Annotated in this window: 21 protein-coding genes; 9 read left to right on the top strand and 12 right to left on the bottom strand. The window is 69.8% G+C overall.

What is annotated here, in order from left to right:
- Positions 1-106: 106 nt before the first annotated feature.
- The 6 genes from ACXAFN_RS13360 to ACXAFN_RS13335 all read left to right on the top strand — a co-directional run bounded on the left by ACXAFN_RS13360 (position 107) and on the right by ACXAFN_RS13335 (position 6,890).
- Entirely contained in the window at positions 107-2,554 is a 2,448-nt protein-coding gene (locus ACXAFN_RS13360; protein ID WP_474989297.1) for an acyl-CoA dehydrogenase, read from the top strand.
- 192 nt (positions 2,555-2,746) lie between these two features.
- Positions 2,747-3,487: a glutamine ABC transporter substrate-binding protein GlnH gene (gene glnH / locus ACXAFN_RS13355; RefSeq protein ID WP_474989296.1), complete on the top strand. Its 741-nt coding sequence runs from the start codon at positions 2,747-2,749 to the stop codon at positions 3,485-3,487.
- A gap of 61 nt (positions 3,488-3,548) precedes the next feature.
- Positions 3,549-4,205 (top strand): glutamine ABC transporter permease GlnP, encoded by a 657-nt coding sequence (glnP, locus tag ACXAFN_RS13350; RefSeq protein WP_474989295.1) that lies wholly within the window; start codon positions 3,549-3,551, stop codon positions 4,203-4,205.
- Positions 4,202-4,930 (top strand): glutamine ABC transporter ATP-binding protein GlnQ, encoded by a 729-nt coding sequence (gene glnQ / locus ACXAFN_RS13345; protein WP_474989294.1) that lies wholly within the window; start codon positions 4,202-4,204, stop codon positions 4,928-4,930. Before glnP ends, glnQ begins: the two co-directional genes overlap by 4 nt.
- A gap of 13 nt (positions 4,931-4,943) precedes the next feature.
- Positions 4,944-5,972: a C45 family autoproteolytic acyltransferase/hydolase gene (locus ACXAFN_RS13340; protein WP_474989293.1), complete on the top strand. Its 1,029-nt coding sequence runs from the start codon at positions 4,944-4,946 to the stop codon at positions 5,970-5,972.
- A 15-nt stretch (positions 5,973-5,987) separates the two neighbouring features.
- On the top strand, positions 5,988-6,890 hold the full coding sequence (locus ACXAFN_RS13335) for a MurR/RpiR family transcriptional regulator (RefSeq protein ID WP_474989292.1): 903 nt from the start codon (positions 5,988-5,990) through the stop codon (positions 6,888-6,890).
- Between the two features lie 9 nt (positions 6,891-6,899).
- On the opposite strand, the gene ACXAFN_RS13330 is transcribed toward ACXAFN_RS13335, so the two are convergent.
- From ACXAFN_RS13330 to ACXAFN_RS13320, 3 genes are all read right to left on the bottom strand, one after another.
- A complete protein-coding gene (locus tag ACXAFN_RS13330; RefSeq protein ID WP_474989291.1) occupies positions 6,900-8,711 on the bottom strand; it encodes an SLC13 family permease in 1,812 nt (603 codons plus the stop codon).
- Between the two features lie 159 nt (positions 8,712-8,870).
- Entirely contained in the window at positions 8,871-9,452 is a 582-nt protein-coding gene (locus tag ACXAFN_RS13325; protein WP_474989290.1) for a carboxymuconolactone decarboxylase family protein, read from the bottom strand.
- A 13-nt stretch (positions 9,453-9,465) separates the two neighbouring features.
- A complete protein-coding gene (locus ACXAFN_RS13320; protein ID WP_474989289.1) occupies positions 9,466-10,794 on the bottom strand; it encodes an aspartate aminotransferase family protein in 1,329 nt (442 codons plus the stop codon).
- Positions 10,795-10,944: 150 nt separating this feature from the next.
- Between ACXAFN_RS13320 and ACXAFN_RS13315 the strand changes: the two genes are divergently transcribed.
- Positions 10,945-11,850: a MurR/RpiR family transcriptional regulator gene (locus ACXAFN_RS13315; protein ID WP_474989288.1), complete on the top strand. Its 906-nt coding sequence runs from the start codon at positions 10,945-10,947 to the stop codon at positions 11,848-11,850.
- Positions 11,851-11,875: 25 nt separating this feature from the next.
- On the opposite strand, the gene ACXAFN_RS13310 is transcribed toward ACXAFN_RS13315, so the two are convergent.
- Positions 11,876-12,853 carry an NADPH:quinone reductase gene (locus ACXAFN_RS13310; protein WP_474989287.1) on the bottom strand — a complete coding sequence of 326 codons (978 nt, stop codon included), beginning with the start codon at positions 12,851-12,853 and terminating at the stop codon, positions 11,876-11,878.
- A gap of 167 nt (positions 12,854-13,020) precedes the next feature.
- On the opposite strand from ACXAFN_RS13310, the gene azu reads away from it, so the two are divergent.
- Positions 13,021-13,488 (top strand): azurin, encoded by a 468-nt coding sequence (azu, locus tag ACXAFN_RS13305; protein WP_474989286.1) that lies wholly within the window; start codon positions 13,021-13,023, stop codon positions 13,486-13,488.
- A 43-nt stretch (positions 13,489-13,531) separates the two neighbouring features.
- Here azu and ACXAFN_RS13300 read toward each other — a convergent pair whose 3' ends face one another.
- The gene (locus tag ACXAFN_RS13300) at positions 13,532-14,116 is read right to left on the bottom strand and encodes a hypothetical protein (protein ID WP_474989285.1); all 585 of its coding nucleotides are present in this window, start codon (positions 14,114-14,116) and stop codon (positions 13,532-13,534) included.
- A gap of 72 nt (positions 14,117-14,188) precedes the next feature.
- Positions 14,189-14,968, bottom strand: coding sequence for a C40 family peptidase (locus ACXAFN_RS13295; RefSeq protein WP_474989284.1), 780 nt, complete (start codon positions 14,966-14,968; stop codon positions 14,189-14,191).
- A gap of 109 nt (positions 14,969-15,077) precedes the next feature.
- Between ACXAFN_RS13295 and ACXAFN_RS13290 the strand changes: the two genes are divergently transcribed.
- Positions 15,078-15,824 carry a glycerophosphodiester phosphodiesterase family protein gene (locus ACXAFN_RS13290; RefSeq protein ID WP_474989283.1) on the top strand — a complete coding sequence of 249 codons (747 nt, stop codon included), beginning with the start codon at positions 15,078-15,080 and terminating at the stop codon, positions 15,822-15,824.
- A 41-nt stretch (positions 15,825-15,865) separates the two neighbouring features.
- Here ACXAFN_RS13290 and ACXAFN_RS13285 read toward each other — a convergent pair whose 3' ends face one another.
- The 6 genes from ACXAFN_RS13285 to ACXAFN_RS13260 form a co-directional block, all read right to left on the bottom strand.
- Complete coding sequence (locus ACXAFN_RS13285; RefSeq protein WP_474989282.1) at positions 15,866-17,329, bottom strand: cobyric acid synthase; 1,464 nt, start codon at positions 17,327-17,329, stop codon at positions 15,866-15,868.
- Entirely contained in the window at positions 17,326-18,051 is a 726-nt protein-coding gene (gene bluB, locus ACXAFN_RS13280; protein ID WP_474989281.1) for a 5,6-dimethylbenzimidazole synthase, read from the bottom strand. The genes ACXAFN_RS13285 and bluB overlap by 4 nt, the downstream gene beginning before the upstream one ends.
- A gap of 189 nt (positions 18,052-18,240) precedes the next feature.
- On the bottom strand, positions 18,241-18,846 hold the full coding sequence (cobO, locus tag ACXAFN_RS13275; protein ID WP_474989280.1) for a cob(I)yrinic acid a,c-diamide adenosyltransferase: 606 nt from the start codon (positions 18,844-18,846) through the stop codon (positions 18,241-18,243).
- A gap of 232 nt (positions 18,847-19,078) precedes the next feature.
- Complete coding sequence (gene cobF / locus ACXAFN_RS13270) at positions 19,079-19,861, bottom strand: precorrin-6A synthase (deacetylating) (RefSeq protein WP_474989279.1); 783 nt, start codon at positions 19,859-19,861, stop codon at positions 19,079-19,081.
- The gene (cobM, locus tag ACXAFN_RS13265; RefSeq protein WP_474989278.1) at positions 19,858-20,679 is read right to left on the bottom strand and encodes a precorrin-4 C(11)-methyltransferase; all 822 of its coding nucleotides are present in this window, start codon (positions 20,677-20,679) and stop codon (positions 19,858-19,860) included. The genes cobF and cobM overlap by 4 nt, the downstream gene beginning before the upstream one ends.
- On the bottom strand, positions 20,676-21,068 hold the full coding sequence (locus ACXAFN_RS13260; RefSeq protein ID WP_474989277.1) for a cobalamin biosynthesis protein: 393 nt from the start codon (positions 21,066-21,068) through the stop codon (positions 20,676-20,678). The genes cobM and ACXAFN_RS13260 overlap by 4 nt, the downstream gene beginning before the upstream one ends.
- Positions 21,069-21,134: the final 66 nt, after the last annotated feature.

Raw genomic sequence — 21,134 nt, 5'->3', positions numbered from 1 at the left:
GTGCGGGGCGTCTTGCGTTGGTCGAGAAGGTATTGGCTGGCAGGCTTCGGATGCGCTAGGCTGAAGGCATTCAAACAAGTGTTTAAATCTCACGGAGCCATCCACCATGCTGACCCTGATCCTGCTGCTGCTGGCCGCCGCCGGCCTGCTCGTCGTGATGCACCGCGAGGCCGGCGCCCTGCCCGCCCTGGGCGTGACCGGCGTCCTCGGCCTCGCCGGCCTGGCCACCGGCGCCGTGGTGAGCGGCGTGCTGCTGCTGGTCGCCACCGCGGCCATCGCCGCCTGCGGCCTGCCCCTGCTGCGCCGCCGCTGGCTCTCGCCGCGGCTGTTCGCCATGTTCAAGCGCGTCGCGCCCAAGGTCTCGGCCACCGAGCGCACCGCCCTGGAGGCCGGCAGCGTGGCCTGGGACGGTGAACTGTTCACCGGTCGCCCCGACTGGCAGGCACTGCTGGCCTATCGCGACGACGGCCTGACCGACGACGAGCGCGCCTTCCTCGACCACCAGTGCGGCGTGGCCGCCGGCATGTGCAACGCCTGGGACATCGCCCGGGAGCGCGCCGACCTGCCCCAGGAGCTGTGGGACTACCTCAAGCGCGAGCGCTTCTTCGGCATGATCATCCCGCGTGAGTACGGCGGCCTGGGCTTCTCGGCCAAGGCCCAGTCGCTGGTGCTGCAGAAGCTGTCGATCAGCGAGACGCTGATGGTCACCGTGGGCGTGCCCAACTCCCTCGGCCCCGGCGAGCTGCTGCTCAAGTACGGCACCGAGGAACAGAAGAACCACTACCTGCCGAGGCTGGCCGACGGCCGCGAGATCCCCTGCTTCGGCCTGACCGGTCCCCGCGCCGGCAGTGATGCCACCTCCCTGCCGGACGTCGGCACGGTGGTGCGCCGCGAGATCGACGGCGAGGAGGTGCTGGGCCTCGAGCTGACCTTCGAGAAGCGCTGGATCACCCTGGCCCCGATCGCCAGCGTGGTCGGCCTGGCCTTCCGCCTGTTCGACCCCGATCACCTGCTGGGCGACGAAGCCGACCGCGGCATCACCCTGGCGCTGGTGCCCCGCGACACCGAGGGCCTGGAGATCGGCCGCCGCCATCACCCCATCGGCAGCCCCTTCCTCAACGGCCCGATCAAGGGCGACCGCGTCTTCGTGCCGCTGTCCACCATCATCGGCGGCGAGGAGATGATCGGCCAGGGCTGGCGGATGCTGGTCGAATGCCTGTCGGTGGGCCGCTGCATCACCCTGCCCTCCGGCGCCACCGGCACCGCCCGCTACGCGCTGGGCTGGACCGGCGGCTTCGCCCGCATCCGCCGTCAGTTCAACCTCCCGGTGGCCGAGATGGAGGGCGTCCAGGAGCCGCTGGCGCGCATGACGGCGCTCGCCTACATCGCCCAGGCCGCGGTCTACCAGACCGCCAACACCATCGATCGCGGCGAGAAGCCGGCGGTGCCCTCGGCGATCCTCAAGAGCCAGCTCACCGAGTTCCAGCGGGACATCCTGGCCGACGCCATGGACATCCACGGTGGCAAGGCGGTGACCCTGGGGCCGCGTAACTACCTCGGCATCGGCTACAGCGCCAACCCGGTGGCCATCACCGTCGAGGGCGCCAACATCATGACCCGCAACCTGATGATCTTCGGCCAGGGGGCGATCCGCTGCCATCCCTACGTGCTGGAAGAGCTGGCCGCCAAGGACGCCGACGACCTCGACGCCTTCGATGGCGCCTTCTTCGGCCACGCCGGGCTGATCTTCGGCAACGCCGCCCGCGCACTGACCCAGGGGCTCGGCCTCGGCCGGCCCTGCGTGCCCTTCGACGACGTCGCCGCCCCCTACGCCCGGGACATCGCGCGACTGTCCGCCGGCTTCGCGCTGACCGCCGACGCCGCCATGGCCAGCCTGGGCTCCAAGCTCAAGCAGCGCGAGATGCTCTCCGCCCGCCTCGGCGACGTGCTCTCCAACCTCTACCTGGCCAGCATGCTGCTCAAGCAGTGGCACGAGGGCGAGCGGGTCGAGCACGAGGATGCCCTGCTGCATTACGCCGCTCGCTTCCTGCTGGGCCGTGCCGAGCAGGCCTTCATCGAGCTGTTCGACAACCTGCCGAACCGCGCCCTGGGCCGGATGCTGCGGGTGCTGGTGATGCCGCTAGGACGGCGCTGGGCACGCCCTCACGACGACTTGACCCGCACCATCGCCCAGGCGGTGTCCCGCGACAGCGCCCTGCGCCACCGCCTGTTGACCAACACCTGGGACGCCGACGACGGCCCCCAGGACAACCCGCTGGCCCGCTACAACGCCCTGCTGGCCACCCAGGAACGCGCCGAGGCGCTCTATCGCACCGTCACCAAGGCCCACGCCAAGGGCGAGATCCCGGCCGAGGCCCTGCATCCCGAGCAGCAGGTCGACGCCGCCCTCGCCGCCGGACTGATCAGCGAGGACGACGCCACTTTCATGCGCCAGCGCGAGGCCGAGGTGCTGGACATGCTCAGCGTCGACGACTTCGAGTACGACGCCTTCGTCACCGACAAGAGCAAGGTGCTGCGCCACCATCCGGCTTGATCCTCCGCACCACTCCGTTCGCGACATCGCCCCGGCCCACGGCCGGGGCGATGTCGTTGAGGGGGCATGCGACAACAAATGAAAATAAATTTGCCAGTAAAGGCATCGTTCGCTAGATTTTAGAAAAAATAATTTCTTAAAAATGACACGCCTCGGCTCTCCCACCCCCAACAACGCCAACGGAGACGACACATGAAGCTCTCATCCCGCATTACCGCCCCCCTCGCCGGCCTGGCCATGGCCGCCGCCTTCCACGCCCAGGCCGCCGACGAGCCGCTGCTGGTGGCCGTAGACACCGCCTTCGTGCCCTTCGAGTTCGAGCGAGACGGCGAATATGTCGGCTTCGACATCGACCTGTGGCGGGCCATCGCCGAACGCCTCAACCAGCAGTACGAGCTCCAGCCCATGGACTTCGGCGGCATCATCCCCGCTCTGCAGACCGGCAACGTGGACGTGGCCCTGGCCGCCATCTCGATCACCGCCGAGCGCGAGCGGGTGATCGACTACTCGCATCCCTACTACGACAGCGGCGTCTCGCTGATGGTCGCCGCGGACGACACCACGGTGCACGGCGTCGACGACCTGACGGAAAAGCGCATCGGCGTGAAGCAGGGCACCGCCGCCGCCGACTACATCGATGACCTGGAAACCGGCGAGGTCATCAAGTTCCCCAACATCGGCGATGCCTACCTCGCCCTGCGCACCGGCCGCGTCGATGTGGCCGCCCACGACACCCCGAACGTCCTCTACTACATCCAGACCGCCGGCGACGGCGACGTAAAGGCGGTGGGCGAACGGATGGATGCTCAGTCCTACGGCATCGGCTTCCCCCAGGGCAGCGAGCTGCGCGACCCGGTCAACGCCGCCCTGCTCGAGTTGATGGAAGACGGCACCTACGACGAGATCTACGCCGAGTGGTTCGGCGAGAACTGAGTCTCGCTTCCCGCCATGCCGGGGCCCCGCCCCGGCCCACTGCCACACGGAGGCCTTCCGCATGGAATTCGACGTTTCCGCCATGGTCGCCGCGCTGCCGGAACTGGCCAAGGGCGCACGGCTGACGCTGCTGATCACCTTCTCCGGCCTGCTCGGCGGCCTGGTGATCGGCGCCCTGGCCGGCGCCGCCCGGGCCTACGGCAGCCGACTGGTCAACGCCATCGCCATGCTCTACATCGAGGTGATCCGCGGCACCCCGATCGTCGTCCAGGTGATGTTCATCTACTTCGCCATGCCGGTGCTGATGGACATGCGCATCGACGCCCTGTCCTCGGCGATCGTCGCCATCATGGTCAACGCCGGGGCCTACATCGCCGAGATCGTGCGCGGGGCCCTGCTGTCGATCGGTCGCGGCCATATCGAGGCGGGCAAGGCGCTGGGCATCACTCGCGTCCAGCTGTTTCGCGACATCATCGGCCCACTGGCCTTTCGCCGGCTGGTGCCGCCGCTGGGCAACCAGGTGATCATCAGCCTCAAGGACACCTCGCTGTTCATCGTCATCGGCGTGGCCGAACTGACCCGCCAGGGCCAGGAGGTGATGGCCAGCAGCTTCCGCGCCGTGGAGATCTGGACCACGGTGGCGCTGATCTACCTGGCCATGACCCTCACCCTGACTCTCGCCCTCAGGCTGCTGGAACGGAGGATGAAGATCCTATGAACATGGTGGAATTCAAGCGGGTCACCAAGGCCTTCGGCGACAACGTGGTACTGGAGGACCTCGACGTCGGCATCGGCCAGGGCGAGATCGTATTCATCGTCGGCCCCTCGGGCTCGGGAAAATCGACCATGCTGAGATGCATCAACGCCCTGGAACGCATCACCGCAGGCGAACTGTGGGTCGACGGCAAAGACGTCGCCGACCCGCGCACCGACATCCGCCGGGTACGCCAGGAAGCCGGCATGGTCTTCCAGCAGTTCAACCTCTTCCCTCACATGACCGCCCTGGAGAACGTCGCCTACGGCCTGCGTCGGGTCCGCGGCAAGCCGCGCCGGGAGGCCGAGGACATCGCCCGCGAGCTGCTCGACAAGGTGGGACTCTCCGATCGCGGCCACCACTACCCGGACGAGCTCTCCGGCGGCCAGGCCCAGCGCGTGGCCATCGCCCGAGCCCTGGCCGTGAACCCGGACCTGATGCTGTTCGACGAGCCGACCTCGGCGCTGGACCCCGAGCTGCGCCACGAGGTCCTCAAGGTGATGCGCGACGTCGCCGAGGCCGGCATGACCATGATCGTGGTCACCCACGAGATGTCCTTCGCCCGCGACGTGGGCACCCGGCTGCTGTTCATGGACGGCGGCCGCATCGCCCTGGATGGCGACCCTCGCGAGCTGATGCGCGAACCGCCCACCGCGCGCTTCGCCGACTTCCTGGCCCACATCCAATAGCAGGCACCTTGCCATGAACCATCTCGAGATCGCCGGCAGTCCCTACGCCATCGGCCGCGTCATGGGCGAACACGGCCGCGAGGCCTTCGCCACGCGGATCCTGCCCAGCGACGACTACCGGCGCCTCACCCCGGCCCTCGCCGACGGCTGGCTCGCCGAGGTCGGCGAGCGCGTGCGCCGGGAGTTTCCGACCTGCTTCGAGGAACTGCGGGGGCTCGCCGAGGGCCTGGCCCAGCCCCTCGAGCGAGTGCTGCTGTGGAACTGCCGGGGCGACCTCTCCCCCACCGGTCCCGAGGGCTGCACCTCGGTGGCCGTGGCCGCGGGGGACGAGGCCTGGCTGGCCCACAACGAGGACGGCAACCCGGCGCTGCGCGACGCCTGCTTCATCCTCGAGGCCCACCCGGACGATGCCCCCGCCTACCTGGCCTTCTGCTACCCGGGCTCGCTGGCCGGCCACACCCTGGGCGCCAACGCCGCCGGCTTCGCCTACACCGTCAACAACCTGCGGCTGACCGAGACCCGGAGGGGCATTCCGCGCATGGTCACCGCCCGGGCACTGCTCGCCTGCGCGACGGCCGACCAAGCCCTTCGACTATTGGGCGACACCCGGCGCTGCGGCGGCTTCCATTTCATGATGGCCGACGCCCGCGCGCGCCGCCCGCTGAGCGTCGAGGCGCCCTGGCAGGGAGTCTCGGCGCTCCCCGCGGCGCCCCTCGAGGTCCACGCCAATCACCTGGTGCATGCCCGCTTTCGCGACCTGCCGCAGCGCATCACCGCCTCCTCGGCGGAGCGCCAGCGACGTCTCGAGGAGTGGCGCGACGCCCGCCGGGGCCCGGTCGCCCCCGACGACCTCTGGGCCTTGCTCGGTGACCGCCAGCACGCGACCCTGCCCATCTACCGCCAGGCCCCGGATGATCCCGACGCCGAGAACACGCTGGCCAGCGTGCTGTTCCGAGTCAACGCGCACGGCGTATCGGGCCAACTACGATCGGGACCGGATCGGCCGGTATACTGGGAAGGCCGACTGACGCCCACCCCCTGACAAGACGAGCCGCCCATGTCCGCGACCGCCGAGATCCCCCTCCCCCCCGGTTCCCTGGAGACACTGCGCACACTGGCCGAGGCGGCCCGTCGACGGGCCGCCCCCGTGCGTCTTGGCCCCCGTCGTCAGGCCCTGCTCGAGGCACTGCTGGCGAACGCCGAAGAGGTCACCCTGCACAGCATCGGCGGCCTGGCCGAGCGTCATGGCGTCAGCGCCTCGATGCTGACCCGCCTGGCGCACCAGCTCGGCTTCGAGGGCTTTCGCGAGTTCCAGCGATTATTTCAGGAGGAGATGCTGCGCAGCCGCCATTTCTACAGCGAGCAGGTAAAGCGGCTGGCGGGCGCCCCCGGAAATGGCGATGCCAGGAGCGTGCGGATGATGACCGAAGAGCTGGACAACCTCTCGCGCACCGCGGAACACCTGGACAGCCATGCCATGCACGAGGCTGGCCAGGCCTTGATCGAGGCACGGCGAATCTACGTGCTCGGCCTGCGCGGCTGCTTCGGCGTGGCGCACTATCTCGGCTACTACCTCGGTTTCCTCGACAAGCCCGTCACCACCCTCGGCGGCGGCGGATTCACCCTCGCCGAGGATCTCGGCCGCATCGGCCCGGAGGACGTACTGGTGGCCATTGCCGTCAAGCCCGAAACCCAGATGACAGTGGCCTGCAGCGAACTCGCCACTCGCCAGGGGGCCCGGGTGATCGCCCTGACCAACCGCACCGACTCGCCGCTGCTGCCCTTCGCATGGCGTCACTTCCTGGCCTACGGCGAGGGGGACCATTTCTTCAACCCTCTGGCGGCGATGTTTGCCGTCGCCGAGGCGTTGCTCGCCGACGTGACCGCCGAACTGGGTGAAGCACTGCTACCTTCACTGCGCGCCAACGAAGCGGCCTTCCAGGCACTGAACATCGAATAGCGTGCGCTCTCAGGGCGGCCACACCAGCAGGATCATCGGGATCGCCACCGCCATCACGGCTAGCGACAGCGGCAGCCCCAGCCGCCAGTAGTCGCCGAAGCGATAGCCGCCGGGCCCCATCACCAGGGTATTGGACTGGTGCCCGATGGGAGTCAGGAAGGCACAGGACGCGCTGACTGCCACCGCCATCAGGAAGGGGTCCGGCGAGGCCTCGAAGCCACTGGCCAGGCTCGCCGCGATAGGCGCCATCAGCAGCGCCGCCGCGGCGTTGTTGACCACGTTGGACAGCAGCATGCCGATGCCGAACAGCGCCATCAGGGTGACCACCACCGGCCAGTCGCTGCCACAGGTCAACAGCAGCTCGGCGATCTGCCCGGCGCCGCCGCTGGTTTCCAGCGCCTGGCCCACCGGGATCATGGCACCGAGCAGCACGATCACCGGGCCGTCGATGGCCTGATAGGCCTCGCGCAGGGTCAACACGCCCGCCAGCAGCGAGACCAGGGCGGCGGCACTCAGCGCCACCGCCGCGGGCAGCCAGTCCAGCACCATGGCCAGGATCGCCGCGGCGAAGATCGCCACCGAGAGCAGCAGCCGCCGCGGCTGGCCCAGGGCCAGGTGTCGGCTGGCCAGCGGCAGGCAGCCCAGGGTCGCCAGGCTCTCGCCGAGATCACCCTCGCCACCCTGAAGCAGCAGCACGTCGCCGGCCCGGAAGCGGATGTCGCGCAATCGCTGGTTGAGGCGTCCGCCGTCCCGGGCCACCGCCACCAGGTGCAGGCCGAACTGGTTGAGCAGGCGCAGCTGGCCGACGGTGCGATGCAACATCATCGAGTCGTTGCGCACCACCGCCTCCACCAGTTGCAGGCCTTCGGTATCGACCGCGGTACGCTCGCCCTCCTCTACCGCTTCCGCGTCCTCCGTCTCGTCGTCCTCGCTCGGCTCGGGTCCCACCGCCAGGCCCGCCTTGTCCTCGAGCAGCGACATCTCCTCCGGGCCGGCCTCCACCAACAGGATGTCGTCAGCCCTCAGGGTGCCGAGGAAGGCGTGGCCGGGGTAGCGCGCCTCGTCGCGGACCACCGCCAGCACCGGGATGGGTTCCTCCACCGCCTCGAGCAGGTCGCGCAGCGACCAGCCCACCGCCTTGCCCTCCTCCGGCACGCGCAGCTCGATCAGGTAGTGGGCGGTGTCGAACATCGCATCCAGCGAGGCCTTGCCGGCCCGCTGGGGTACCAGGAAGCGCCCGGCCAGCACGATCACCACCAGGCCGGCCAGGGCGACGCTGGCACCAACGGGAAAGAAGGAAAACATGCCGAAGCCCTCGCCATCCAGCGACTGGCGATAGGCCGAAATGATGATGTTGGGGGGCGTGCCGATCAGGGTGGTCAGTCCGCCGAGCAGCGAACCGAAGGCCAGCGGCATCAGCAGCAGCGATGGCGGGCTGTCATGCTCGCGGGCCAGGCGCAGCGCCACCGGCAGCATCAAGGCCAGGGCGCCGACGTTGTTCATCACGCCGGAGAGCACCAGTACCGTGCCGCTGAGCACCAGGGTCTGCAGGATCAGCCGGTCGCCGACCCGCAGCGCCTGCTCGGCGATCAGGTCGACCAGCCCCGAGCGCTCGAAGCCACGGCTCAGCACCAGCACCGCGGCGACGGTGATCACCGCCGGGTGGCCGAAACCGAGGAAGGCCTCCTGGGCGGGCACCAACCCCAGCACGGTCGACACCAGCAGCGCCGCCAGGGCCACCAGGTCGTAGCGGAAGCGGCCCCAGACGAAGGCCGCAAGGGTCGCGCCGAGCAGGAGGAAGACCAGGGTGCTGTCGGCCATGGCGATTCACGTCCTTGTGACGAAACGGAAACGACGATCGATGCCTTCATCATCGCCGCTCCCGAGGCAAGACACCAGCCCGCATCGACCGACCAGTGCCGGCGGCCCTGCCCCTGCCGACCCAGCGCGACACTCGCCGCAGCCGGCCGACGCTGTGCCTCAGGCCACGGGGCCCACCCGCGGCGGCTCGGCGAAGGGCAAGGGCGCGCTGCCGCGGCGCACCTCGAAGACGTTGAGGGTCATGGCGACCAGGGCGTAGTAGCCCAGCACGCCCACCAGCTCCACCACCGCCGGCTCGCCGAAGGCCGCCACCGCCTCGGCGTAGAGGCCATCCTCGACCCGCCGAGTGGCGTAGAGGGAAGCGGCCAGGCGGTGCACCAGTGCCTCGTCATCGCGCTCGAAGGCCGGCTCGCGCCCCTCCCGCAGGGCCTCGATCACCGCCTCGGATACGCCGGCCTCGCGGGCAATGGGCGCGTGGATCTGCCACTCGGCCTGGGATCGCCACCAGGCGGCGGTGGCCAGGATCGCCAGCTCGGTGAGCCGCAACGGAAGGCGAGTGTCATAGCGGCAGAAGGCACCCAGGCGCTGGGCGTGATCGGCCAGCGCCGGGCTATGGATCCAGGCCAGGAAGGGGCCATCGAGGTTGCCGCGGGGACCGCTGAGGATGGCGTCCAGCACGCGGCGCTGCTCGGGCGCCATCTGGGCCTCGTCGAGGGGCGAGAGGCGGGAGTCGATCGACATCGGGCGAATTCCTTCAATGGTGGTCGAGAACGGTCTTCAAGGTCGCATCTAGCTTGTCGACGAGCTCGTCCAGATGCGATTCCTCGAGGATGAACGGCGGCGCCAGCAGGATATGGTCGCCGCGCTGGCCGTCGATGGTGCCGCCCATCGGGTAGCACATCAGGCCGTGGTCCATGGCCGTGCGCTTGATGGCGGCGTGAAGCCTGCGCGCCGGCGCGAACGGCGTCTTGCCGTCACGCTCGGCCACCAGTTCGAGGCCGCGGAACAGCCCCCGTCCGCGGATATCGCCGACGTGGGGATGCTCGCCGAAGCGATCCTCCAGGCGCCGCTGGAGCCCCTCGCCCAGCGTCCGGACGCGAGGCAGCAGGTCGCGAGACTCGATGGCACGCTGCACCGCCAGCGCCGCGGCACAGGCAGTGGCGTGGCCGATGTAGGTATGGCCATGCTGGAAGAAGCCCGAGCCCTCGGCGATGGCCGCGCGAATCCGCTCGCCGACCAGGGTCGCGCCGATCGGCTGATAGCCGGCCCCCAGGCCCTTGGCGATGGTGACCAGATCCGGCGACACGCCTTCCTGCTCGGCGGCGAACAGACTGCCGGTCCGCCCCATGCCGCACATCACTTCGTCGAGGATCAGCAGGATACCGTGGCGGTCGCAGATCTCGCGGACGCGCTTGAAATAGCCCGGCACCGCGGGCACGGCGCCCAGCGTCGCCCCCACCACCGGCTCGGCCACGAAGGCCATCACCGTTTCCGGCCCCAGCCGCTGGATCTCGGCCTCGAGTTCTTGTGCCAGGCGCTCTCCATAGGCCTCCGGCGTCTCGCCCGGGCCCTGGTCGCGATAGGCGTAGCAGGGGCTCACATGGCTCACCTCCACCAGCAGCGGCTCGAACTGCCGCCGCCGCCAGGCGTTGCCGCCGGTGGCCAGGGCGCCGAGGGTATTGCCGTGATAGCTCTGACGACGCGCGATCAGATGGCGACGCCCGGGCTCGCCGCGCTCGATGAAATACTGCCGGGCCAGCTTCAGCGCCGCTTCCACCGCCTCGGACCCGCCCGAGACAAAGTAGACCGAGGAGATCCCCTCGGGGGCGCGCCCGACCAGGAAGTCGGCCAGCGCCTCCATGGGCTCGGTGGTGAAGAAGGAGGTGTGGGCGTAGGCCAGTCGCCCCGCCTGCTCGCGGATCGCCTCGACCACCTCGCCATCGCTGTGCCCCAGGCAGGACACCGCGGCGCCACCGCAGGCATCGAGATAGCGTCGCCCGTCGGCATCGATCAAGTACGGACCTTCGCCACTCACGGCGGTGGGATAGCGCTGCTGCAGGTGACGATGGAACACGTGACTCATGCTGCCCTCCTCACGGGGCTATTAGCAAATACATTTCCAATTTTGATCAAAGGGAAATATATTTGCAAACAGATTCGACGCCGGCCTGACGCCATGCACCGCGGAAGCTACAATGCCCGCTCGATTGCCATCTGGAGCCCGCTCCTCACCATGTCATCTGCCTCGCCACAACGTCCGGACACCCTGGCCGATCTCGAACGCCTGCTCGCCGACATCGAGGCGGGCAACGGCGCGCTGCGCCTGGGCAAGCGCTCGCGGCAGGTGCTGACGGCGATGGTGTCCGCCCCCCAGCAGGTCGCCGTTTCGTCGATCAGCGACCTGGCCGTGCGCCTCGACGTCAGTCCTTCGACGCTGTCGCGCCTGGCCCAGCGGCTGGGGTTCGAGGGTTTCGGGGGGTTGCAGGGCGTGTTCCGGCGCCAGGTCACCGAAGGCAAGAGCTTCTACAGCGACCAGGTATCACGCCTGCTGGACGGCGAAGGAGATGGAGACGCCCTGGGCCGACTGGCCAGACTGGGACGCCAGGAAAGCGCCAATATCAGCGATACGATATCGGGGATGGATGGCGAAGCCTTCACCCGCAGCGCACGCCGGCTGGTCGACGCCCGACGCGTGAGGATACACGGCATGCGCCAGTTCGCCTCGCTGGCGTCCTTCATGGCCTACGGGCTGAGCATGCTGCGACCCGATGCGGCACCGCTCGACCCCATCCGGCACGGGGTCGCGGATGCCCTGGCCCAGCTCGACGCGGGCGACGTGCTGGTGGTGGTGAGCTGCTTTCCCTATACCCCCAGCGTGCTGGCCACGGCCGAGGTGGCGGCCCGCCAGGGGATTCACGTCATCGCCCTGACCGATGCCGCCGGCTCACCGCTGGCCAGGCTCGCCCAGGACAGCTTCACGGTGCCCAATCACAGCCTGTTCTTCAGCAACAGCATGTGCGCCTTCATGCTGCTGGCCGAGGGGCTGCTGAGCGAGGCGGCCAGCCAGCTGGGTGATGCCGGCCTGGCCGCCCTCAAGCGACGCGAGCGCCTGATCGGCGAACTCAACGACTCGCTGTGACCTCCGTCCTAGGGGGCGGTACGACTCAGGGCAGCAGGATGGTGGATCCGGTGGTGCGCCGCCCGGCCAGGGCTTCCTGGGCCCGGGCCGCGTCGGCGAGCGGGTAGCGCTGGCCGATGTCGATGGTGACCTTGCCGCTTTCCAGCATCGCGAACAGGTCGGCGGCCATGGCCTCGAGGCGCTCGCGGGTATCGGCATAACCGTTGAGGCTCGGGCGCGTCACGAACAGCGAGCCCTTCTGGTTGAGGATACCGACGTTGACGCCCTCCACGGGCCCCGAGGCATTGCCGAAGCTGACCATCAGGCCACGCTTCTTCAGGCAGTCCAGCGAGGTCTCCCAGGTATCCTTGCCCACCGAGTCATAGACCACGTCGCACATCTCGCCACCGGTGAGTTCGCGGACCCGCTCGACGACGTCCTCGCGGGTGTAGTCGATGGTTGCCCAGGCGCCGTTCCTCTCGGCCAGCGACGCTTTCTCCGGCGAACTCACCGTACCGATCAGCTTCACGCCCAGCGCCTTCGCCCACTGGCAGGCGATGGAGCCGACCCCACCGGCGGCGGCGTGCCACAGGATGGTCTCGCCGCCCTGCAGCGGGTAGGTCTGACGCAGCAGGTATTGCACGGTGAGCCCCTTGAGCATGGCGGCGGCGGCGGTTTCCACCTCGACGCCATCGGGCAACGCCACGACCTTCTCCGCCGGCAGCACGTGCTGCTCGGCATAGGCGCCCAGCGGCCCCTGAGCGTAGGCCACGCGATCGCCGACCGCCAGGTGGTCGACGCCCTCACCGAGGGCCTCGACCACCCCCGCCGCCTCGGTGCCGAGCCCTGACGGCAGGCCCGGCGCCGGGTACAGGCCTGTCCTAAAGTAAATGTCGATGAAGTTCAGCCCCACCGCCTGGTTGCGGACCCGCACCTCGCCGGGCCCCGGTTCGGCGGGGGTGAACTCGACGAGTTCGAGGACTTCGGGCCCGCCGGTACGGGAAAACTGGATGCGCTTGGCCATGCTGGGTAACCTTATGCCGCTAACGAAGATGATGCCCAGTCAAGCGCTCCCGCCTCCCGGGGTCAAGCCATACCCACCGGAGAAAGGCTTGACAGGTGGCCAGGGCTGTCAAAGAATGAAAGTGTATACATTAAGCGCACCAAATTGACGACAATAAGGACACCCCCATGAAAGCTACCTGGATGCTGATCACCACCGCCCTGGCCGCCGCCCTCACCGCCTCGCCCGCCATGGCGCAGGACGACGAGGCATGTCAGCTGACCATCGAGGGCAACGACCAGATGCAGTTCGACACCGACGCCATGAGCGTGCCGGCCAGCTGCGACGAGGTCACCCTGACGCTCGAGCATACCGGCTCGATGCAGGCCAACGTCATGGGCCACAACTGGGTGCTCTCCGAGACATCGGAGTACCAGGCCCTGGCCCAGGCCGGCATGAATGCGGGGCTGGAGGACGACTACCTGCCGGCGGACGACGACCGCATCCTCGCCGCCACCGATGTCATCGGCGGTGGAGAGAGCACCTCCATCACCTTCTCCACCGAGGGCCTGGCCGGTCGCGACCTGACCTTCTTCTGCTCCTTCCCGGGCCACTCCAGCCTGATGAAGGGCACCTTCACGGTGAACGAAGCCTAACGCCTCCCCCGAACGCGCGCCGCCCCGGCGGCGCGCTTCCCCATCAGTGGCGCGCCGACAGCGTGGCGGGAAAACCCTCCAGTCCCTTCACGAAGCGCTGCTTGTAGTCGTCGAACAGTGCCCGGTCGCGCTTGAACGACTGCACGATGCCCTTCTCGTCCACCGTCAGGGTGCGCGGCAGATCGCCGAGCCCGGTGGCCGGATGTCGGCTCGACAGCCCGATGCGTACTCCGCCCTTGCCGCTGAACCAGCGCTCGATGCCGGCCCCGCGAAAATGCCTTTCCTGGGCCTCGTCGACCGCGTCCACGCGCAGCGGCGCGCGCAGCGCCAGCTCGCCGACCAGCCGCAGCCCCGGGGCCTCGACGGTATCCGTGGACAGGTCCGCCAACTGCATCACGGTCATGCCCTCCCCGGTCTCGTCCAGGGCCAGCAGCGCCAGCGCCAGCGGCCGTCCCTGGTCGTCGGCCAGCGCCAGCAGCCGCGCGGCCTCCTGTTCGAACAGCACGCCCATCACCCCGGCGAAGGTCACCAGCGGGGCGATCCCGGCGTCCTGGCCGTACGCTTCGGCGCACAGCCGCGCCAGACAGGCCTCGCGCTGGGCCTCGTTCTTGATATGCACCACTCTCATCGCTATCGGCTCTCCCTCGATGCCTGGCGCCCGGCGCGACCGGGCTCGAAACCGCGCAGCCTAGCACACTCGTCACACCGCGTCCGGCCCCTCCCCGGCACCCTCGGGCTCGGCTCCCCACACCAGGCGACGATGATCGAAACGCTCGTCCAGGCTCGGCTTGACGACCTGGAAATAAGGCGAGACGTCGAAGTCCCGGGGCACGAAATGGCTGTAGTGACGCGGATAGAGCACCCGAATCTCGCAGCCCCAGCAGCCCGGGTCCAGCGAGGCGGCCGGCACCACTCGCGGCAGGATCGGATAGCGGATCGACTGGAAGGCCTGGGCGATCAGGGTGGAGCAGATCGCCCGGGTGGGGTCGCCGCTGCCCAGCGCCAGCATCGGCCGCCGCCAGCGCGTCGGCACCGGCGGGGTCGGCAACAGATAGCGCGCCAGGTCGACGACATGGCCCAGGTCATAGCGATGGCCCAGGCGCGCGCCGGCGAAGGCGATCAGACTCGCCACCTCCGCGTCGTGCAATCCTACCGGCCGACAGATCCGGCAGTGCAGGCCGGCATAGTGGTCGACGCCCACCCGCCGTACGCCCTCGCGCACGTCGGCCTCGACCAGGCCCCTCGGACCGCCGCCGGCCTGCTGGAAGGCCTCGCCCACATAGAGCGCGGCATGGGACCAGGTCGACTGGGTCAGGTACTTGATCGCGGTGCTGATCCGGGTATTGCCCTCGACCACCAGAACGTCGCCGGGCCGCAGGCAGGCCGCCAGGCGTTCGAGATCCACCGGCTCGAGGGTCTTCAATCCCGGCAACGGCTTGGTAAGGTAACGGCTCAGCCAGTCGCCGATATAGCGTCGCATGGTGCCCTCCTGCCCTGGGGCCGCCCCGACGACATCCGGGGGTGCACGATGGCCATCTTCCTCCCGCAACCGACACGGCGTCCAGGCCGCCCTCGAAAGGAGCCCTGCCATGCCCCTCGCTCTCCCTGCGGCACCGCCGCTACCTCGCCTGATCGCCCATCGCGGCCTCTCCGCCCATGCGCCCGAAAACAGCCTGGCGGCGGTACGCGCGGCTCATCGGGCCGGCATCGACTGGGTGGAGCTCGATGTCCAGCTGCTCGGCGACGGCACCCCGGTGATCTGGCACGACCGCGACGTGGCGCGCTGCTCGGACGGCCGCGGCCGGCTGGCGGCCATGGACCTGGCCGCGGCGCGTCGACTGGACACGGGGGCCTGGTTCGCCCCCGCCTTCGCCGGCGAGCGGATGGCGACCCTCGAGGCGATGCTCGCGCTGCTCGCCGAGCTCGACATGGGCGTCAACCTGGAGCTCAAGGTCAACCGCGGCCACGACCCGGTGGCGCTGGCCGAGGCGGCGGTGCCGGCGGTGATGGACGCCATGCCGTTCGAGCGGCGGCTGCTCTCGTCCTTCGACGCGCGGGCGCTGGCCCATTGCCGGGCACTGGTCGGCCCCGAACGGCTGGCCCTGGGCGCGCTGTTCGACCGCGTGCCCCGCGACTGGCAGGCCCGCGCGGAGGCGGTCCAGGCCGTCAGCGTGCACGCCAACTGGAAGTCCCTGAGGGCCACACGCGCCCGGGCGATCAAGGCCGCCGGCGTCGCTCTGCTCTGCTACACGGCCAACGACCCCGACGCCTTCGTCCCGCGCTGGGACTGGGGCGTCGACGCGGTGATCAGCGACGATCCCACACGCTTTCGCTGAGTCTTTTCTCGACGACCACGCGAGACCCACCCAGTGACCGTTCAGCCACCGATCAGCGCCTCGAGGGCGGCCGGGTCGAGATGTTGCTCCAGGGTATCGGCCAGGCGGTCGAGCTGGCGCTCGCGGTGGGCGGCCAGGTCCACGGCCGTAGCCTCGCCGGCAAGCCCCAGCATGGCCAGCAGCGCGGCGGCCGCCGGCGCCTCGTCGAACAGGCCATGCAGGTAGGTGCCCATCACCTGACCGTCCTCGCTCACCGCGCCGTCCGGCCGGCCGTCGAGGTCGAGCAGCGGGCGCGCCAGCGCCGGGCCCTCGCTGACGCCGTTATGGATCTCATAGCCGCTCACCGCCACGTTCTCTCCGCCTGATCCCCCCATCAGCCGCCCGCGCACGTTGCGCAGCTGCTTGCCGGCCACCATGCGGGTGCGCATGGCCAAGAGCCCCAGCCCCGGCACGCTGCCGGCCTCGCCCTCCAGGCCGTCCGGGTCGTCGATGGCCTCGCCGAGCATCTGGAAGCCGCCGCAGATGCCGAGCACCCGGCCGCCGTAGCGCAGGTGGCGGCGGATCGCCGGTTCCCAGCCCTCGCGGCGCAGCCAGGCCAGGTCGCTGGCGGTGCTCTTGCTGCCGGGCAGCAGGATGACGTCGGCGGGCGGGATGGCCCGGCCCGGCCCGACCAGCGTCAGCTCGACCCGCGGATGCAGGCGCAGCGCGTCGAGATCGGTGTGGTTGCTGATCCGCGGCAGCGCCGGCACCGCCACCGAGAGCCCCGGCGCCTCGGCGGCGCTCTCGGTGAGGCCCAGGCCGTCCTCGGCGTCGAGCAGCAGGCCATTGAGATGCGGCAGTACGCCGGTCACCGGCTTGCCGGTGCGCTCGGTGAGCCAGTCGAGCCCCGGCTCGAGCAAGGCGATGTCGCCGCGGAAGCGGTTGATCACGAGCCCGGTGGTGCGCGCGCGCTCGGACGCGCTCAGCAGCTCGAGGGTGCCCACCAGCTGGGCGAAGACGCCGCCGCGGTCGATGTCGGCCACCAGCCACACCGGGCAGTCCACCGCCTCGGCGAAGCCCATGTTGGCGATATCATTGGCACGCAGGTTGATCTCGGCGGGGCTGCCGGCGCCCTCGGCGATGACGAGATCATGGCGGCGCGTCAGCCGCTCCCAGGCCGCCAGCACGGTCTCCCGGGCCTGGCGCTTGAAGGCGTGGTAATCCAGCGCGTCCATGTGGCCGTGGACCCGGCCGTCGAGGATCACCTGGGCACCGCGGTCGGTCTCGGGCTTGAGCAGCACCGGGTTCATGTCGGCGTGGGGCGCAAGCCCGCAGGCCAGCGCCTGCAGCGCCGTGGAGCGGCCGATCTCGCCGCCCTCCGGCGTCACGGCGCTGTTCAGCGCCATGTTCTGGGGCTTGAAGGGTGCCACCGACACGCCGCGCCGGGCCAGCAGACGGCACAGCCCCGCCACCACCGTGCTCTTGCCGGCGTCCGAGGTGGTGCCCTGGATCATCAGCGCCTTCATCGCTCGCCCTCCCGCGCCGAGAGCGCCTCGAACAGCGCCGGGGCATCGGCCGCCTGGCCCCAGCCGTTGCCGTGCACTCGCTCGGCCAGCGGCAGGCGCTGGCGCCAGCCGGCGCGGGCCAGCTCGGGGCGATCGAGGAAGTCGTCGACGTAGCCCAGGCACAGGTAGGCGAGCGGATAGACGTTCTCCGGCAGGGCCAATACGTCGGCCAGCTCCTCCTGATCGAGGATGCTGACCCAGCCCACGCCGATGCCCTCGGCCCGGGCCGCCAGCCACAGGTTCTGGACCGCCAGGCAAGTGCTGAACAGGTCCATCTCGACGATGCTCTGGCGGCCCAGCACGTGCTCGCCGCCGCGGCTGCGGTCGCAGGTGATGCACAGGTTGAGCGGGCTCTCGAGGATGCCCTCCAGCTTGAGGCGGCGATACAGCGCGCCGCGCTCGCCGCTGTGGGCCTCGGCCGCCCTGGCGTTCTCGCGCTCGAAGATGGCGTGCACGCGGCTTCGCACCGCGCGGTCGTCGATCAGCAGGAAGTCCCAGGGCTGCATGAAGCCCACCGAGGGCGCGTGGTGGGCGGCCTCGAGCAGCCGCGCCAGCACCTCGGGCGGAATCGGGTCCGGGCGGAACTGGGCGCGCACGTCGCGGCGCTCGAAGATGGCCCGGTAGAGGCCCTCGCGCTGCGCCTCGGGGAAGGCGTGATCGGGTCGCCCGGTCGGGTCTGCCATGCGGCGGTCTCCTGGAAATCGTGGTGGTGGGATAGCACGAACCTCGGCGAATGATGAGCTTTCCCGGCGCCAAGCCGGCACGAGGGCGCTGTGAACCCATCCCTGGGCGCTAACTTTTGCCATCCATGGCAAAAACCCCTCGCGCCGTCTCGCCCCGGCGCTCATCCGGCGACAACAGGGCCGAGACGACTACAGCTCGACGCCTTTTTGCGCCTTGACCCCCTGATCCTTGAAGGCATGCTTGACCACCTTCATCTCGGTCACGGTGTCGGCCAGTTCGATCAGCGCCTCGGGGGCGTGGCGGCCGGTGACCACGGCGTGCTGCATGGCCGGGCGGCCCTGGAGGTCGTCGAACACCCGGTCGAGCTCCAGATAGCCGTGGCGCAGGGCGATATTGAGCTCGTCGAACAGCACCAGGGCATAGTCCGGGTCGGCCAGCATGCGCCGGGCCTCGGCCCAGGCCGCCTCGGCGGCGCGCACGTCGCGCTCGCGATCCTGGGTGTCCCAGGTGTAGCCCTCGCCCATGACGTGGTAGTCCACGCCCGGCAGCGAGCGATAGAAGGCCTCCTCGCCGGTCTGGAACTTGCCCTTGATGAACTGCACCACGCCGACCTTCATGCCATGGCCCAGGGCGCGTGCGACCATGCCGAAGCCGGAGCTGCTCTTGCCCTTGCCGGGGCCGGTGAGCACCAGCAGCACGCCCTGCTCCTTGTCGGCGGCGGCGATCCGCTCGTTCATGATCTTCTGCTTGTGGGCCATGCGCACCGCATGGCGCTCGGGGTCGACGTGCTTCATCGGGATCTCCAGCGATCGAGGGAATAGCGTGGTGGTTCTAGTGCCATACCGGGGGCAAGCCGCAGCGGAGCTCCTACGCCAGGGGTGAGGAGCATTGCTCCGAACGGGCTGGCCAAGGATGGCCAGCACCGGCCCCGCAAGCGAAGCGGGACGCGAGAGCGCCGCAGGGCGTCGGGAGCTACAAGGATGTATTTATCGCGTCTCCGCGTAGGCTTGTCCCCGGTATCCATCATTAGAGCAGCGGCGTACGCGCCAGCAGATAGACGTCCATGATCCAGCCGTGGCGCTCGCGCAGCGCGGCACGGCGCTCGACGATGGCGGGGCCGACCTCGGTCAGCGCGCCGTCGATCAGGCACTGCTTGTCCATGCCGAGATAGGCGCCCCACCAGATATGCAGCCCCTCCGGGGCCAGCACCTGGAAGGCGCCGCCGGCATCCAGCATCACCGCCACGCTGGCGACGTCGCCGGGCCAGCCGCGCTCGCGCAGGCGCCGCCCGGTGGTGATCTGCACCGGCTCGGCCAGGGCGTTCAAGGGGATGCGATGCTCGGCGGTCAGCACCTGCAGGCTGGTGATGCCCGGCACCACCTCCACCTCGAGCGCCATGCCGCTTTCGTCCTCAGGTCCCGCGCCCTTGAGGCGCGCGGCGATGCGCAGGCTGCTGTCGTAGAGCGAGGGATCGCCCCAGATCAGCATCGCGACCCGCCCGCCCTCGGGCAGTCGCTGCGTCATCTGCTCGCGCCAGGTCGCGGCGATGGCCGCGTGCCAGTCGTCCACCGCTCCCAGGTAGTCGTCGCGGCCGTCGCGGCGCGGCAGGTCGAACTCCATCACCCGCTTGAGCGCGGCCTCGTCGAGCAGATTGCGGCACAGCAGCCGACGCAGGTCAACCAGGTCCGAGCGGGCCTCGCCCTTGCGCGGCAGCAGGATCAGCTCGGCCTCGCGCAGCGCGCGCACGCCGGCCAGGGTGATGTGATCGGGGTTGCCGGTGCCGATGCCGATCAGCGACAGATGGATCATGCGCCGCCCTCTCGCTGCTCGCCCTCTTCTGCAAGGACACCGCCCTCGGCAAAGGGCGAGTCCGCCGACTGCGGCCGGAAGCGGCGGTCGTAGCCGACGGCGTAGAGGCAGCTGTCGTCGAAGTCGTCACTTGCCAGCGCCGGGCCGACCAGGATCAGCGCGGTGCGGTTCATGGCTGGCTCGAGCCTAGCGGCGAGGGTGTCGAGCCTCCCGCGGATCACCTTCTGGTCGGGCCAGCTGGCGCGCCAGACGATGGCCGCCGGGCAGTCGTCGCCGTAGAAGGGTTCGAGTTCCGCCACTACGCGGTCCAGGTTATGGATCGACAGGTGGATCGCCAGGGTCGCCCCGGTGCGCGCGAAGTTGGCCAGGGTCTCGCCGTCCGGCATGGCGCTGGCGCGGCCCGGCGTGCGGGTCAGCACCACCGACTGCGCCACACCCGGCAGCGTCAGCTCCTGGCCGAGGGTGGCGGCCGCCGCGGCGAAGGCCGGCACCCCGGGGGTGATGGCGTAGGGAATGCCGAGTTCGCGCAGCCGGCGCAGCTGCTCGCCCATGGCCGACCACACCGACGGGTCGCCGGAGTGCAGCCGGGCCACGTCCTGGCCGGCGGCGTGGGCCGCGGCGATCTCGTCGATGATCGCGTCGAGGGACAGCGGCGCGGTATTGATGATCCGCGCGTCCGCCGGGCAGTGGTCGAGGATCGCCTCGGGCACCAGCGAGCCGGCGTAGAGGCACACCGGGCTGGTGGCGATCAGATCGCGCCCGCGCAGCGTCAAGAGATCCGGCGCGCCGGGGCCGGCGCCGATAAAGTGAACGGTCATGGCATGTCTCCTGCCGGAGTGTCTTGCGTCGTAGCGGTGCTGGCCATGGCGGCGGTGGCGCGTCGATCCGACGACACCAGTCGCGGGCCGAGCAGCTCGCCGCTCGGCCCCGCCGCCAACCGCGCCACCGCCTCGGCGACGCTGCCGGTGCCGCGGGCCCGGCGGCTGTGCGGGGAGCGGGTCAGCGTCTCGGCCGCGGCCAGCGCCGCGTCGGGCACGACGAGGGTCTCGAGGCCCCGCGTATCGCCCAGGGTCTGCACCATCGACCGCATGCTGTCGGCCGCCGCCAGCCGGTCGGCCGGGCCATGGCGCGACTCGAGCCGCTCCAGCGCCTCGGCCAGCGAGGCGAGCGTGGCCGAGCGGCGAAAGCCGAAGCCCGCGATCTTCATCGTTTTGCTCTTCATGGCGCCCGGCCCCGCGCCTTGCTCTTCATGGCGCCCGACCCCGCGCCTCAT

It is taken from the genome of Halomonas sp. ABH4_019 (assembly GCF_056159885.1).
The sequence above is the reverse complement of the archived record's forward strand: the minus strand, read 5'-3'. Positions and strand labels throughout refer to the sequence as shown.

What these genes read in the sequence shown, in the direction of transcription:
- ACXAFN_RS13360 (WP_474989297.1), top strand. Translation starts at nt 107, where the DNA reads ATGCTGACCCTGATCCTGCTGCTGCTGGCCGCCGCCGGCCTGCTCGTC.
- glnH (WP_474989296.1), top strand. Translation starts at nt 2,747, where the DNA reads ATGAAGCTCTCATCCCGCATTACCGCCCCCCTCGCCGGCCTGGCCATG.
- glnP (WP_474989295.1), top strand. Translation starts at nt 3,549, where the DNA reads ATGGAATTCGACGTTTCCGCCATGGTCGCCGCGCTGCCGGAACTGGCC.
- glnQ (WP_474989294.1), top strand. Translation starts at nt 4,202, where the DNA reads ATGAACATGGTGGAATTCAAGCGGGTCACCAAGGCCTTCGGCGACAAC.
- ACXAFN_RS13340 (WP_474989293.1), top strand. Translation starts at nt 4,944, where the DNA reads ATGAACCATCTCGAGATCGCCGGCAGTCCCTACGCCATCGGCCGCGTC.
- ACXAFN_RS13335 (WP_474989292.1), top strand. Translation starts at nt 5,988, where the DNA reads ATGTCCGCGACCGCCGAGATCCCCCTCCCCCCCGGTTCCCTGGAGACA.
- ACXAFN_RS13330 (WP_474989291.1), bottom strand. Translation starts at nt 8,711, where the DNA reads ATGGCCGACAGCACCCTGGTCTTCCTCCTGCTCGGCGCGACCCTTGCG.
- ACXAFN_RS13325 (WP_474989290.1), bottom strand. Translation starts at nt 9,452, where the DNA reads ATGTCGATCGACTCCCGCCTCTCGCCCCTCGACGAGGCCCAGATGGCG.
- ACXAFN_RS13320 (WP_474989289.1), bottom strand. Translation starts at nt 10,794, where the DNA reads ATGAGTCACGTGTTCCATCGTCACCTGCAGCAGCGCTATCCCACCGCC.
- ACXAFN_RS13315 (WP_474989288.1), top strand. Translation starts at nt 10,945, where the DNA reads ATGTCATCTGCCTCGCCACAACGTCCGGACACCCTGGCCGATCTCGAA.
- ACXAFN_RS13310 (WP_474989287.1), bottom strand. Translation starts at nt 12,853, where the DNA reads ATGGCCAAGCGCATCCAGTTTTCCCGTACCGGCGGGCCCGAAGTCCTC.
- azu (WP_474989286.1), top strand. Translation starts at nt 13,021, where the DNA reads ATGAAAGCTACCTGGATGCTGATCACCACCGCCCTGGCCGCCGCCCTC.
- ACXAFN_RS13300 (WP_474989285.1), bottom strand. Translation starts at nt 14,116, where the DNA reads ATGAGAGTGGTGCATATCAAGAACGAGGCCCAGCGCGAGGCCTGTCTG.
- ACXAFN_RS13295 (WP_474989284.1), bottom strand. Translation starts at nt 14,968, where the DNA reads ATGCGACGCTATATCGGCGACTGGCTGAGCCGTTACCTTACCAAGCCG.
- ACXAFN_RS13290 (WP_474989283.1), top strand. Translation starts at nt 15,078, where the DNA reads ATGCCCCTCGCTCTCCCTGCGGCACCGCCGCTACCTCGCCTGATCGCC.
- ACXAFN_RS13285 (WP_474989282.1), bottom strand. Translation starts at nt 17,329, where the DNA reads ATGAAGGCGCTGATGATCCAGGGCACCACCTCGGACGCCGGCAAGAGC.
- bluB (WP_474989281.1), bottom strand. Translation starts at nt 18,051, where the DNA reads ATGGCAGACCCGACCGGGCGACCCGATCACGCCTTCCCCGAGGCGCAG.
- cobO (WP_474989280.1), bottom strand. Translation starts at nt 18,846, where the DNA reads ATGAAGCACGTCGACCCCGAGCGCCATGCGGTGCGCATGGCCCACAAG.
- cobF (WP_474989279.1), bottom strand. Translation starts at nt 19,861, where the DNA reads ATGATCCATCTGTCGCTGATCGGCATCGGCACCGGCAACCCCGATCAC.
- cobM (WP_474989278.1), bottom strand. Translation starts at nt 20,679, where the DNA reads ATGACCGTTCACTTTATCGGCGCCGGCCCCGGCGCGCCGGATCTCTTG.
- ACXAFN_RS13260 (WP_474989277.1), bottom strand. Translation starts at nt 21,068, where the DNA reads ATGAAGATCGCGGGCTTCGGCTTTCGCCGCTCGGCCACGCTCGCCTCG.